The sequence below is a fragment of the Rhodopseudomonas faecalis genome, from assembly GCF_003217325.1.
In the GTDB taxonomy this organism is placed as follows: Bacteria; Pseudomonadota; Alphaproteobacteria; order Rhizobiales; family Xanthobacteraceae; genus Rhodopseudomonas; species Rhodopseudomonas faecalis.
Genome location: NZ_QJTI01000008.1, coordinates 67,791 through 80,761, shown reverse-complemented (window position 1 = coordinate 80,761; position 12,971 = coordinate 67,791). Strand labels below are relative to the sequence as shown.

9 protein-coding genes are annotated in these 12,971 nt (G+C 62.1%); 8 read left to right on the top strand and 1 reads right to left on the bottom strand.

Annotation, left to right across the window (positions count from 1 at the left end; genetic code table 11):
* Position 1 precedes the first annotated feature (1 nt).
* From BJ122_RS08520 to BJ122_RS08490, 7 genes are all read left to right on the top strand, one after another.
* Positions 2–3,202, top strand: a complete 3,201-nt coding sequence (locus tag BJ122_RS08520; RefSeq protein ID WP_210205443.1) for a UvrD-helicase domain-containing protein — start codon at positions 2–4, stop codon at positions 3,200–3,202.
* Positions 3,202–4,416: a hypothetical protein gene (locus tag BJ122_RS08515; RefSeq protein ID WP_110780656.1), complete on the top strand. Its 1,215-nt coding sequence runs from the start codon at positions 3,202–3,204 to the stop codon at positions 4,414–4,416. Before BJ122_RS08520 ends, BJ122_RS08515 begins: the two co-directional genes overlap by 1 nt.
* Positions 4,416–6,218, top strand: coding sequence for a phospholipase D-like domain-containing protein (locus BJ122_RS08510; RefSeq protein WP_110780655.1), 1,803 nt, complete (start codon positions 4,416–4,418; stop codon positions 6,216–6,218). The genes BJ122_RS08515 and BJ122_RS08510 overlap by 1 nt, the downstream gene beginning before the upstream one ends.
* Complete coding sequence (locus BJ122_RS08505) at positions 6,218–8,758, top strand: DEAD/DEAH box helicase family protein (RefSeq protein ID WP_110780654.1); 2,541 nt, start codon at positions 6,218–6,220, stop codon at positions 8,756–8,758. The genes BJ122_RS08510 and BJ122_RS08505 overlap by 1 nt, the downstream gene beginning before the upstream one ends.
* 411 nt (positions 8,759–9,169) lie before the next feature.
* Positions 9,170–10,363, top strand: a complete 1,194-nt coding sequence (locus BJ122_RS08500; protein ID WP_110780653.1) for a Fic family protein — start codon at positions 9,170–9,172, stop codon at positions 10,361–10,363.
* Between the two features lie 428 nt (positions 10,364–10,791).
* Positions 10,792–11,064, top strand: coding sequence for a BrnT family toxin (locus BJ122_RS08495; RefSeq protein ID WP_347337802.1), 273 nt, complete (start codon positions 10,792–10,794; stop codon positions 11,062–11,064).
* Positions 11,042–11,365 carry a BrnA antitoxin family protein gene (locus BJ122_RS08490; RefSeq protein ID WP_110780651.1) on the top strand — a complete coding sequence of 108 codons (324 nt, stop codon included), beginning with the start codon at positions 11,042–11,044 and terminating at the stop codon, positions 11,363–11,365. Before BJ122_RS08495 ends, BJ122_RS08490 begins: the two co-directional genes overlap by 23 nt.
* A 42-nt stretch (positions 11,366–11,407) precedes the next feature.
* Here BJ122_RS08490 and BJ122_RS08485 read toward each other — a convergent pair whose 3' ends face one another.
* The gene (locus BJ122_RS08485) at positions 11,408–12,025 is read right to left on the bottom strand and encodes a class I SAM-dependent methyltransferase (RefSeq protein ID WP_110780720.1); all 618 of its coding nucleotides are present in this window, start codon (positions 12,023–12,025) and stop codon (positions 11,408–11,410) included.
* Positions 12,026–12,173: 148 nt separating this feature from the next.
* Here BJ122_RS08485 and cobS point away from each other — a divergent pair, with 148 nt between their 5' ends.
* Positions 12,174–12,968 (top strand): adenosylcobinamide-GDP ribazoletransferase, encoded by a 795-nt coding sequence (gene cobS, locus BJ122_RS08480; RefSeq protein ID WP_110780650.1) that lies wholly within the window; start codon positions 12,174–12,176, stop codon positions 12,966–12,968.
* Positions 12,969–12,971: the final 3 nt, after the last annotated feature.

Below are 12,971 nucleotides of genomic sequence, written 5' to 3'. Positions count from 1 at the left end.
CATGGCCCCCGTCAATGCAGATCAAGGTCTGGTCATCGTTCCTGCGGGTGCCGGCGCGGGCAAGACCCACCGCATCAAGACCCAGCTGTCCGATTGGGTGAAACGCGGCATTGTCCGGCCCGAACGCATCCTTGCCGTCACCTTTACCGAGGCCGCGGCTGGCGAGTTGCGCGAAAGGATCCGTGCCGGCCTTCTGGCCGATGGACTGGTCGCCGAGGCGATGGCGGTCGAGCGCGCCTATGTCTCGACCATACATGGACTGGGCCTGCGGCTTTTGACCGAACATGCTCTGGCGGCTGGCGCCTCGCCGCAGCCGCGCCATCTGGGCGATGCCGAGCGGGATCTGCTGATCCGTCAGGCACTGGCACATGCCAAGGCGCTGGACCCGATCAAGGCCGCGCCCGAGCGGTTCGGTTACGCCCCGAACTTCGTGAAGGGCGAGACGGTCGAAGACAGTTTGCGCGCCCGGGTGCTATCGATGATCGACCTCTTGCGCGGCCTTGGGGACAAGGGGCGTGACGCTGGCCTGATCGCTCCGGCACTGACGCGGCTGGATGCGGTTTACGGGCCGGTTCTGGATGACCCTATCGCCGCGACCACCGCGTTGCAGACGGCCGTGCAGGTCATGATCGCAGCCTTTCCCGAGGGAGGCATGGCCGGGATCACCGCCAAAACCAATGTCGAGAAGCTGGAGAAAAACCTCGCGCTTTTCAAACGTGTTGATCGCGCGCCCGATCTTCTGGATCGGGATTGGCAGGTCTGGAACGATCTGCGCAGCCTGTTCATCTCTAACCGCTCCAGCAAGACGCCTGCGGGATATGACGACCTTGCCACGGCGATCATGGCGGCGGCGGATGTGCTGCCCTGCCATCCCGGCCCGCTGGCCGATGCTAAGCTGCACCTGTCCTGCCTGATCGCCTGCGCGCAAGAGGTGATGGCGGCCTATGAGACCCGCAAGAAGGCGCTCGGCCTGATAGACTTTGCTGATATGATCACCGGGGCTGAGCACCTGCTCCGCACCGACCTCGCCGTGCGGCAAGCGGTGCTGGACGAGATCGACTGCGTCATCATCGACGAATTCCAGGATACCAACCCTGTGCAATTCGCGCTTTTGTGGCAGTTGGGCCAGCACGCGCCGCGCACACTGCTGGTGGGCGATGTCAAACAGTCGATCATGGGGTTTCAGGGCGCCGATCCGCGCCTGTCCACAGCGCTGGCGGCGGCAAATCCCGATGCAACCCAGCCTTTGGACCGCAACTGGCGCTCGACCCCAGCCATTATGCAATTCGTCAATGGGATGGGGGCTGGCCTCTTTGGGCAGGGCTATAACCCGCTGGTGCCGACCCGCGATGCGGTCGCAGGTCCCGCGATCGAGGTGCTGAACGCTACGCAGGGACGGCGCTCACAAAAGTATTCGCAGCCCCCAGAACACATCGCCGAGCGCATCGCCCGTATCCTGACTGATACTGAGACTATCACCGACCGCCACACGAAGGCCGCCCGACCGGCTCGGCCCTCGGATATCGCGCTGTTGGTCTGTCGCCACACCACCGCCGCCCGCTATGCCGAGGAACTGCGCGCGCGCGGCGTTCCGGTGCGGATCGCCGAGGATGGCTGGGCGAAAAGTCCGGTGATTGTTGCCGCCCGCGCCGCGCTGGCCTTTGCCGCCAATCCGGCGGATATCCATGCCGGGCTGCTCTTGCGCACGCTTGGCCCGGACCCGCTGTCCTTGCAGGAGGCGCTATCCGCCCAAATGGAAGGGCGGTTGGTGGATGACCCGGTGCTGATGCGGCTCGCCGCTCTGTCGAACCTTTTGGCCCGCCTGCCGGTGGGTGCGGCCCTTGATCTGGTGTTGGATGCCGCCGGCCTGCGCCTCTGGGCCGAACGTCAGCCTGACGCCGCCCAATCCCGCGCCGATCTTATGCGGCTAGAGGCTGAGGCGGGTGAGTTCGAAGCCGCGCATCGCGATCTCAAATCCGCCTCGGGGTTCCACGGCGAGACTGCCAAGGTCTTTCTCGGCTGGCTCGACGCCCGTGGAGGCGAGCGCGATTTCGACCGTCATCCCGATCCTTCCGCCAACAGCGCCGAGGCCGTGGAGATCGTCACCTGGCATGCCTCCAAAGGGCGGGAATGGCCGATCACTGTCGTCGCAGAGTTCGACTATGGTATCGAGGAACGTGCGGGGGCCACTGCGACCCGTTTCGATGCCTTGGACCGCATCGACGATATGGCGGTGGTGCTGGGGTCCGCGAGCCTGATCCACACGCCCGGCTTTGCCGCGCCCGAGGCGACCCGCCGTTTCATCGAAGACCGTCGCGCCGATTTTGAAGCCAATGCGAAAAACCTTCTCTATGTCGCCCTGACCCGTGCCCGTGACCGGCTGGTGCTGGAATGGCCGGGTTTTCTGAAGGACCGCGAAGAAGACGCGCCCGAGGCTACGAACCTGTTTCATATCCTGTCCGATACTTGCGCGCCGCAGATCGGGGCGGGCAGCCTGCGCATCAATGGCGTGGATTGCCCGGCGCTGATCACGCAACTGCCTGAAGAGGCGGGATTTACCGAGTACGCAGGCGGTGCGGCAGCCTCAGCGCTGCGATTCGGTGCCGCTGCGCCGTTGCCCGTGACACCGCTGACGCCCTGGCGGCTGCAGCCCTCGCAAACCCGTAGTGCGGGGGTGCCGCCCGTGTCCCGCCGTATCAGCATCGGAGCACCCTGGCCAAAGGCACTGAACGATGCCTACCGCGGCACAGCACTGCATCTGGCGCTGCGCACATACCTGACCCGGCCCGATCTGGCCCCGGCTTTGGCTCTCGCGACCGGGCTTGACGACGCCACTCTTGCGCTAGTGGCCGAGCGCGCCACGGCGCTGAAAGCCTGGCTTGTCGATCAGGGCTATACGGATCTGCGCGCCGAGATTCCGGTGCTTGGCCACACGCCCGAGGGTGCAGAGATCCCCGGTGCCCTCGACCTTCTCGCCATCGGCCCGGCAGGCGCGATGCTGATCGACCATAAATCCGGCGGCGGCGGTGACGGGTTCGGCCCCTATTGGCCACAGCTTTCCAGCTATGCCGGACTGTTGGCCGGACTATACCCGCAGCATCCGCTGCAGGGCGTGGCGGTGTTCTGGGTCGATCACGGTTGGCTGGAACTGGCAGATGAGGGCGCGTCAGCGGGAGCTTTCGCACAGGCCAGAGTTAACTGATGCCCTGGGGAATACTTGCGCCCGATACCGTGGTTTCGCAACGGCGCCAGCAGAACCTCGGGCTTGCGGCGGCGGTTCGTCATTTCAATGATCGGGCGGTCCCCGGAATCGGCGGCATGTGGTTTCCCATGCCCATCCTTTGGTCGGTTCTTGCGATCTCTATCGCCGAGGAACTTGGTGTGCCGGCACTGCCTGTCGGCAACGCGGTCGAAGCGCGCGTCATGCTTGAAGTCATCGCGGGTCCGCAGGATCGCCGCGTGCGAGGGGCGCGGAAGATGCAGGGCTTGAAGGATAGCAGTTTCCATAATCTCAGGCGTCGCGGAACTTATGTGGTTCAGCCGATCCGCATGGCGATGGTGCAGCCTCTGGTCGCACTCGGGTTCGTGCAGGGCAGCCGCTACGGCGCGTTTCGCATACATAGCGCTGGCAGGGAGCTGTTGGAGCTGAATGCGATGAAAGAACCGCGCCGTTTGCTTGGTGCCTGGGCGCATGGCAGGCAGCCACATGGCCTGAAGGAGGCCCTGACAGTGCTTTCCCCGGTTGGGGCTGTCCCGGAAGCGGTGCGTAAACTGATCCTTTCCCGATTGCTCGACGGAAACGATCCCGGCGCGACCCGGCGCCGGGCCCTGGCGCGCCTCGGCACTGGCCCCAGCTCCGCGCATTTGGACCAGGAAACCGCATTGGCGGGGCTGGCGCCGGATCATTGGTCGGATTTGCGCGCAGGAGCGGCTTTTATGGATATTCGCGATGCTGCGTTGTCGGTGTTGGACCAGTTGGAACAGCACTTGCTGAAGCTTCGCGACGATAATCAGCCTGTGCGCCTGTCAGAAGCAGACGCAGCTGAAGTCGCCGCCGAGCCACTGAAACAATTGCGCGATCTGGCCTCGGCAAAAGGCGCGCTTGTCGATCAGGGCAATGAGGAGACTAGCCGCAGATTTATCGCGGAAGTCCGAAATCTGTCCGATCAGCAGCTGATCCAGAGGCTGGCCGAGCGCGATTCTACCGTGATTTGTCAGCGCGAAGGCCACATTTTTCTCGGGCCGGCTGCGAGCGAGTTGCGGAGCAACTCGGAGACCCAGGACGAGAACCGGCCCCCTCAGGACGAGGCCTTCGCGCCGCAGCTTTTCCGGCTGCATAATCTTCATTGTCTGGTGACGGAGCTGTCCGGAAAGGTGAACCCGGGCAGCCGTGACGCGGGATCGGAGGCCGTCTGATGCAGAACACGACGCTCTACTCCCTCTTCATGCCGCCCGAAAATTGTTATGGCGACTTTGGCCTTATGTGCGGCTTCACCGCGACGCGGCAGGTCCTGGGGCAGATCCGCCGAACATTCACAGGCGAGATGGCGCGCCCGGTGCTGGCCGCCTTCATCCATCCAACCGTGAATGCGATCTCGGACGTTCCGGGACTTGCCTGGATGTGGATGCACCTCGTGGGACGCGGCTACAACCTTCTCCATGCCAAGGTGGCGCTTCTGGGTTTTCGCAAGCGCGGCGGAGATGGCTATGTCATTCGCCTCGCTGTCAGCACGGGGAACTGGACACAGGATCCGCTTACTCGCAGCATCGACCTGTTCTGGTCGATCGATCTGGACTCTGCTGTGCCTGACGCACAGGACATTGCCGATATCCGCGCTGCGCATGAGATGTTTGGATGGCTGCGCGAGCGTGCAGATTGCGCCCTGATCGAACGCAGTTTTGACGGACACCGGCCAGACGCCCTGCTGGAGGCCGCGATCACAGCCTTGCCCACGTCATCCGCGCGTCCCCGCTTCATCGACAGCCGCAATCAGGCGCTGTTTCCTCAGGTGGTCGAGCGCCTGGGTACCAAAAAGAAGGCCGACCGTCTCATCCTCGGGTCTGGCTATTTCGAGAGCGACGGCGATGGTGCTGCTGGCCTGCCGGAGCGACTGCGCCGCGCATTGGTGCAGGAGAAATCCCTGACGAAAACAGCGGCTCTCGACCTGTTTCTTAACCCGTCCTCCTGTCAGGGGCTTGCTGCCCGGGCCGGTGCCTTGATTGACGCAGGCTGGAACTTGCGCCCTCCGCGCTCTGTCTTGCATGGAACTGATGGGTGCCTGCATGCAAAATTTGTGGTGCTGGCGTCGGGCGAGACCGAGGCCTCGGGACGGGCTTATCTTGGATCCGGCAATCTGAGCATGAACGGGTTTGAGCGTGCCGCAAGCGTCGGGGGAAACCTTGAGGCAGGTGTGATCGTCGATCTGCCGGGAGGACTGAAATGGCCGCGACGCAGAGACACGCGGAACGGTATCGCCGCTGTTTTGCCAATCCAGTTCACTGATGTGGTGACGCCCGAGGCCCTGCAGCAAGGGGAAGGCTTTGTGCGCCCCGATGAGCCAGAAACCCAGCCGCCAGTTGCGTGGCTTATATGGCAAGACGGGGTGCTCTCGGCCCCCGAAGACAAATCGGTGATGGTGATTGGTGTCGATGCGGCTCAGGCCCAGACACCTTGTCCATGGCCTGCACCGGCTCCGGCGATTGTGACACTCGCGGAGGGCGGCTGGCGGCTGCCTGTCATTTCTTCCGAAGCACTTGTTGTCGCTCGCCCCTCCGATATGTCGGTCGAAGATATCCTTGCCAGCCTTGGCTCATTTCCCGAGCCAGGTGATGCTGACAGCGAAGATGAGGGTGAGGAAGGCGAAGAGCCGCTCACCGACGCCTCAGATACCACCGAAGCTCCGCCAGCTGCCTATCCCATTCGCAGGATGATGGAACTTCTGGTGCGTCTTTGTGAGACACAGGCAAGGTTGGACCTGCGGGACTGGCAAAGGTGGTGTCGGGAGTTGCAACAGAACCTTTGCGCTATCGCGTCTCGCGAAAAAACGATGCTCGAGTTCTTCCGGAACGCCAGGGCAAATCCTCTGCCTGCTCTGGTAGATCCGCGTATGCGCCCGGAAGGGGTTTCGCCAGACCTATTGAGAGATGCGCTTTTGGCAGTGTCCGTCGCGTGGGAGCTCAGCGCTTACCCATCGCTCTGGGAACGGGAGGCCGCGTGATGGTGGACTGGAACGAGGTCGCGAGGATTCTGGATCGTATCGCAGGGACGTCTGATGATACCCTGCTAGATCATGGCCAGAAGGCGAGTGTCACAGAATTAGCGTGCCGTATCCGGGCGGGCCAACGCTCGGCCCTGCTGGCTGATGAGGTGGGTATGGGCAAGACCCGCATTGCGGCGGCGCTGATCGCAGCGGTGCGGGAGGCGGGCGGGCGCAGCGCCATTGTTCTGCCCGCGGGCCTTGGGGCACAATGGCAACAGGAACTGAAACGGTTCAACGCCGACGACAAGACATTGCTGCCGCTGCGCAGCTATGATGGTTTCATCTCCGGTTTCTTGCACGATACCGATGCGGAGGGGAGCGCAAGACGGTTACACAGCCATAAGGAGTGGCTTTCGGATCGCCGCAAGCAGCGTGAGTTGCCGGAGAACGGCTGGGCCGCCGAAGAGATCATAATGATCTCTCATTCCTTTGCGAACATGCAGTTTCCCAATCGTGGAGAAGGCCCCGCTGGAGGCTGGCGCCGGGAACTCTTACCCAACGTCGCCCGCCTGATTGACGGCCGACGGCGCAACTTCATGCGCGAAAATTTCCATTCGGGTGAGGTGGGCTATGTATATGCCAGTCGCCGTGCGGCGCGGCACATTGCCCAAACGATTCTGGACCACGAACTGCCGCGCGATGCCATTAACGGCGATCAGAAATGGCTTTCGGCGGACGATTACAAGAACAGGATCCTGCCGCTGATCGGCTATGGCCTGGGTCGTTTTGATCTCATAGTCGTTGACGAAGCCCACAAGGCGCGCGGCGCAGATTCAAGCCTTTCGCGCATTCTCGGCCCGGTAAGCTGGGAAGCGGATGATCCTTTTCGTCTGGGCATGACCGCAACCCCGGTCGAGCTGGACTCCAGCCAGTGGATCGACACGCTGGAGCGGCTCAATGGTCGCGATGACGATCAGGATATTACTGCGCTCGCAGAGCTGACGGAATGGATCACCGGCTATGTGGATGTTGTTCGTCGGATTCAAACCGAAGAACTGGACGAGACGCTGACCGGGGAATTCGAGACCTCCGCCCGGCAGTTCTACGCAGCATTGCGACCATACGTCCTGCGCCGGGACAAACGCAGTGACCCCGAATTCTGCGTCTTCAAAGACAGTCATGGTGATTATCGTGAGGTCACCGATATCCCGGTTTCGCCGGAGGCAGAGGGTTATACCCGTGACTGGTTGCGCCGCTTTTGTGCGGCTGAGGCGCTGTCGTTACTCCCTCAGGATGATCCGCGTGTGAAACGGGTCAGGCTCGCCGTTGCACAGGGGTATGGGTTCGGCTTTGGAGAGGATGAGGAAGACAGCCCTTCAGGCATGACAGATGCAAACCTCGTTGGTCCGGCGGGGTTTTGGACGGAAGCTTTCACCGCTGAGAGCAACGACATCTATAGCCACCCTGCGATCCTGGCGGCTGTGAGACAAATCGAGGCCTATACACGGGCCGGCGAGAAAGTGCTCGTCTTCGGCAGGTTCCTGACGCCGATGAATGTGCTGACCAGACTGTTGGACGCGCGTGAGATGCTGCGTCGTTTGCGAGACGGACAGCACTGGCCTGCCAGTGGGATCGGGGAAAGCAATATAGCAGCCGTCATTGCGGCGATGAGGGATCCTGATCTTGCGGTGGCGGGTGAGGTCGACGAAATCGATGTAATGTTGAAAACCCGCTATCAGGAGTGGGCGAGCGAGCGCCGGGCTGAACTCGCACGGCTTCATCGGGAGTTGGAAGACCTTGCGCTGGAGGGAGGAGCTGCTGCATTTCTGTCAGAGATTCTGCGCCATGAGGACGGCAAACAAGACCTTCAATTCGGGGCTTTGCTCGAGGCACTTGGTGGCAGGCGGGAAGTTGCGGGCGCTTCCTGGACGGGGCGGGAAATGCTCGGGCTGTTCGAAAAACTGCTCCTGGAGCTTGCCGGGGATGATGAAGCAGAGAACAACGATACGCAGAAAGCCCGGCTGGATGCCTGGCTGAACGACTATTCCGGGCGCGAGGGCAACTTCGCCAGGATGATGTCAGGCGCAACCGCACCGCAAACGCGGCGTATGCTGCAATCTGCATTCAACCGGTCGTCCAGTTGGCCGATGGTGCTCCTCGCGCAATCCCGCGTCGGGCGTGAGGGCCTGAATCTGCATGAGGCCTGTCGCACAGTGATTCTACTGCACGCGGAGTGGAATCCCGGCATTGTCGAGCAGCAGATTGGGCGTGTGGATCGCAAGAACAGTCTTTGGCTTCGCGAATGGCGGAAATGGAGGGATCATGGTGATGGTCTCCCACCCCGCATTCGGGTTCACCCTGTTGTCGTCAGTGGCACATACGACGATCACAACTGGCAGGTTCTCAAGGCGCGTTGGCTGGAACTGAGGGCGCAGTTGCATGGCGATGTCCTGCGTCCCGTTCCAGGTCGGTCAGAGGTGATAGATGACAAACGAACCTGCGCTGACCGCGTTCGGCGCGCAGTGCCGGATTTTTCGCCGGGAAAACGTGGCGGTTGAGTTGTAGTGTAACCGATACTCACGCTGCTGTTCGGAATAGGACGGAATGAAAGCTGCTATTTTTAGCAACCATTCTCCCCGCGTTGGATTTGGCGTTGATAGGAAAATGGCTGTTAGTAGGTCGCAAGTAATGGTGGTTGCAGCCTCCCGCAACCAAGCTTTGATAGCGATATCAACGAATTAGCCCGCCTCTGGCGGGCTTTTTCGTGTTTGCTGATGGCTCAGCGCGCGTGGCTGCACGCCAGGGCGATCAAATAGCGGAAGCGAACGCTCAGCCGGAAAACACTGGGGCGACGTCTCCTTGTCGGGCGCGCGCTTAGAAGATCGGCCAAAAGATCGGCCAAATCAGTGGGAGTTCAGTTATTTTTGACGTATGATCAGAAGCTTATAAAGGGCAATGATCGGCCAAAAATGAACCTCGAAACTCCTCAGCGGATCGAGCCTGCCCGCCTTGAAGAGGTCAATGCGGCGATCTCCGATGTCATCGCTGACCTAGCAAGCGCCTCGGCCACCCTTGGCCGCGCCTTCCATCCGCGCACAGCCGCAAACCTCGCGGATTTGGTGCGGATCATGAACACCTACTACAGCAACCTGATCGAAGGGCACCATACCCGTCCCAGAGACATCGCGCGCGCGCTTGCGGGAGACCTTGATCAGGATCGGGAGCGCCGCAATCTCCAGCTTGAAGCTGCCGCCCATGTGCGCGTTCAGGCCGAGATCGATCGCCGCGCCGAAGCAGAGGAATTGGCAGAGCCAGCGTCGCCGGATTTTCTGCGCTGGCTTCACTCCGAATTCTACAAGGATGCTCCTGTCGAGATGCTTCAAATCACAGGCGCAGGACGCTCCTTTGAGATGATGCCGGGCGAGTGGCGATCGCATCCGGAGCAAGACGTTGCCGTTGGGCGGCATCAGCCGCCGAGCAGCGAGCGGATTTCCGACTTCATGGACTATTTCGCGGAACGCTATCGTTTCGCTTCGCTAGGAAGTGCCAGTCGGCTGATCGCGATGGCCGCGGCCCATCATCGTTTCAACTACATTCACCCATTTCCGGACGGCAATGGCCGTGTCAGCCGTCTCATGAGCCATGCCATGGCATTGAAGGCTGGCGTTGGAGCGCACGGGCTGTGGTCAGTGTCCCGCGGCCTCTCTCGTGGACTTGCAAGCCGGACAGAATACAAGGCGATGATGGACCTTGCCGATACACCTCGGCAGGGCGATCTCGACGGGCGCGGCAATCTTTCATTGCGCGCACTGAACGAGTTCGTGCTGTGGTTTCTGAAGGTGTGCCTCGATCAGGTGACGTTCATGTCCGAGCTGTTTGAGGTGCAGGCTTTGTCGCGACGCTTGCGCTCTTACGTGGAACGGAGCGACAGCCTCAAACCCGAAGCGGCATTTCTCCTTGAAGAGGCTTTTGTTCGGGGTGAAATCGAGCGCGGCGATGTTGCCAGGATCACGAGGCTCCCCGAGCGCTCGGCGCGACGCATTCTGAAAGACACGATGGATGCAGGGCTGCTCGGCTCGGCCACCGCAAAGGGACCGGTGTCTCTACAGTTTCCCCCAGACTCTTTGGATATCCTGTTTCCGCGCCTGTTCCCGGAGACCTGAGTGACTGAGGTTGTTCGGGTTTTTCAAAATGCCTGAAGCGTCATGGGCACATTCAGGGCACATGAGCTGTTTAAATTATTGATGTTTAAGGCCTTATCGCATTGTCCCAAGCTGCTCATAACCTGAAGGTCGTAGGTTCAAATCCAACTCCCGCAACCAAACTTCGATCGTAAGATCAATGATTTAGCCCGCCTCTGGCGGGCTTTTTCGTGTTTGCTCTTAGCCCGACAGTTGCCAGTCAATGCCACTTGTCTGCGGTCGCTGGAGCAGTGCGATTCTCCGGTGTGATCATTTGGTTGTGTATCTGTAAAGATGCAACTAAGCGAAGAGTGGCGGTTCCGTCACGAGGCGGGTCCCTTGCTGTAATCCGGATTTGTAGTTACATTTCTCAATTACAATTCAGGTGCAACTTGCGGTTTGAATGGGATGTGGCGAAGGCCGCGCACAACCGGCAGAAGCATCATGTCAGCTTCGAGACGGCGACCTTGGTGTTCGCCGATCCCTATGCCCTGACGGATCAGGATCGGATCGAAGGCCACGAATACCGCTGGCAGACGATCGGTCTGGTGAACGGTGTCACGCTGTTGCTGGTCGCCCATGTCGATCGTGAGGAGGGCGGCGAAGAGATTGTGCGCATCATCTCCGCCCGTCGTGCCGACAGGTCTGAACGGAGCCGATATGAACAAGCTCGTGAAACGTGAGTTCGATCCCGCCGATCCTCCGGCCTTGACGGACGCGCAGCGAGCCGAGCTCAAGGCGCTGCAAGCAATGCCGGACGATCAGATCGATTACAGCGACATCCCGCCGACGCCTGAGCGTTTCTGGACCAGCGCCCGCCGCAACCCGTACTACCGGCCAGTCAAACAGCAGCTCACGCTGCGCTTGGACGCGGATGTGATTGCCTGGTTCAAACGGCAAACCCAGGATGGCCGCGGCTACCAGCGCTGCATCAATCAAGCGTTGCGCGAATACGTCGAAGCGCAGGAGAAGAAGGAGCGCTGAAGCGGCCGGGGCCCATTCCCGTGGCCCGCGATCCCCACTCGACTAAAGCCGCCGTGCCACGATGTAATGGGCGTGCTGATTGCTGCCGAAGGTGCGCGAGGCTTCGATCGAGAAACCGGCCTTCGCGATCCTGGTGTGTAGCTGCTGCGCGGTGATCATCTTCAGCGGCGGCACAAAGCCGACAATGCGCAGCACCGGGATCAACAGATGCCGCAGCGCGGCATTCATGTCGCCGACGCAATAGGTCTTGCTGATCAATAGTCCGCCGGGCTTGAGATGGCGGTGAATGGCCGCCAGCGTCGCGTCCATGTCCGCGACCAGATGCAGGATCAGGAACGCGCAGATCGCATCATAGGGCGCGCCGGCAAACGCCTGGTCGGCCTCGGCGACCACGAAGCTGACATTGGGCGGCGCCTGTTTGGCGCGCGCGATCCGCACCATCTCGGCCGACGCATCGGTGGCGCGCCATTCCGCAACGCCGCCGCCGAGCTTGATCGCCGCGCCGCCGGTGCCGGCGCCGATCTCCAGCACCCGGTCGCTCGGCGACAGCCTGGCGGCGGCATCGGCCAGCATCGCCTCATAGGCCGCCGTGTCCTTGATGGGGCGCGCGGCATAGCGCTCCGCCATCCGATCCCAGAATTGCACGCTGCCGTCAGTCATCACCAAAGCCCCTTTGCGGTTGTTGCCTGCGCGGCCGGCGCCGTGGCGCGCGCCGCCCACAGGCAAAAGCTCACGACGGTATACATTTTTTCGCCGGAATCGGACGGGCCCTGTATACCGCTCCTTTCAAGAAACTCAGGAATTTCCGATGACTTCGCCCGCCGACGCTTCGCCCAGCCTTGCCAGCCATCTGCGCGACTGGTTCGACGATCTGCGCATCGCCGCCTCGCTGCTGACCCGGGTGCCGATGCCGCATCCGGAGGGGGCGGTGCCGTCCGGGCTGACGCGCTCGCAGCGCGCTTTTCCGCTGATCGGGGCGTTGATCGGGCTGGTGGTCGGGCTGGTCTATGCCGCGCTGCTGGCGCTCCATGTGCCGGTGCTGGCGGCGGCCGCGTTGGCGCTCGGCGCCAGCGCCGCTCTGACCGGGGCGCTGCATGAGGATGGCCTTGCCGATGTCGGCGACGGGTTTGGCGGCGGCCGCGACCGCACCGCCAAGCTGACCATCATGCGCGACAGCCGGCTCGGCACCTATGGCGCGGTGGTGCTGGTGGTCGGCTTTGCCACCAAGCTCGCGGCGCTGGCCGCGCTGCCGCCGGCGCTGGCGATTCCTGGCCTGATGGTGGCGCATGGCGTCGGCCGCGCCGCGATCCCGGCGCTCGCCGCCAAAATGCCGTTCGCGCGCGCCGATGGGCTCGGCAAGAATGCCGGCCGCCCGACCGAGGCCAATGCCATTGTCGCCATTGTGATCGGCGCCATTCTGGCGCTGCTGTTGCTGCCGCTCGGCACCGCGCTGTTGGCGCTGATCGTCGCGGCGATCGCGGTGGCCGCGGTGGCGTTTCTGGCGTGGCGGCAGATCGGCGGCGTCACCGGCGATGTGTTTGGCGCCGCCGAGCAGGCCGCCGAGATCGCGATCCTGGTGCTGATCGCGGCACGGCTGGCGTGAGGG

Bases quoted from the DNA above. Each gene is read 5' to 3' on its own strand.
- BJ122_RS08520 (WP_210205443.1), top strand. From the start codon at position 2: ATGGCCCCCGTCAATGCAGATCAAGGTCTGGTCATCGTTCCTGCGGGT.
- BJ122_RS08515 (WP_110780656.1), top strand. From the start codon at position 3,202: ATGCCCTGGGGAATACTTGCGCCCGATACCGTGGTTTCGCAACGGCGC.
- BJ122_RS08510 (WP_110780655.1), top strand. From the start codon at position 4,416: ATGCAGAACACGACGCTCTACTCCCTCTTCATGCCGCCCGAAAATTGT.
- BJ122_RS08505 (WP_110780654.1), top strand. From the start codon at position 6,218: ATGGTGGACTGGAACGAGGTCGCGAGGATTCTGGATCGTATCGCAGGG.
- BJ122_RS08500 (WP_110780653.1), top strand. From the start codon at position 9,170: ATGAACCTCGAAACTCCTCAGCGGATCGAGCCTGCCCGCCTTGAAGAG.
- BJ122_RS08490 (WP_110780651.1), top strand. From the start codon at position 11,042: ATGAACAAGCTCGTGAAACGTGAGTTCGATCCCGCCGATCCTCCGGCC.
- BJ122_RS08485 (WP_110780720.1), bottom strand. From the start codon at position 12,025: ATGACTGACGGCAGCGTGCAATTCTGGGATCGGATGGCGGAGCGCTAT.
- cobS (WP_110780650.1), top strand. From the start codon at position 12,174: ATGACTTCGCCCGCCGACGCTTCGCCCAGCCTTGCCAGCCATCTGCGC.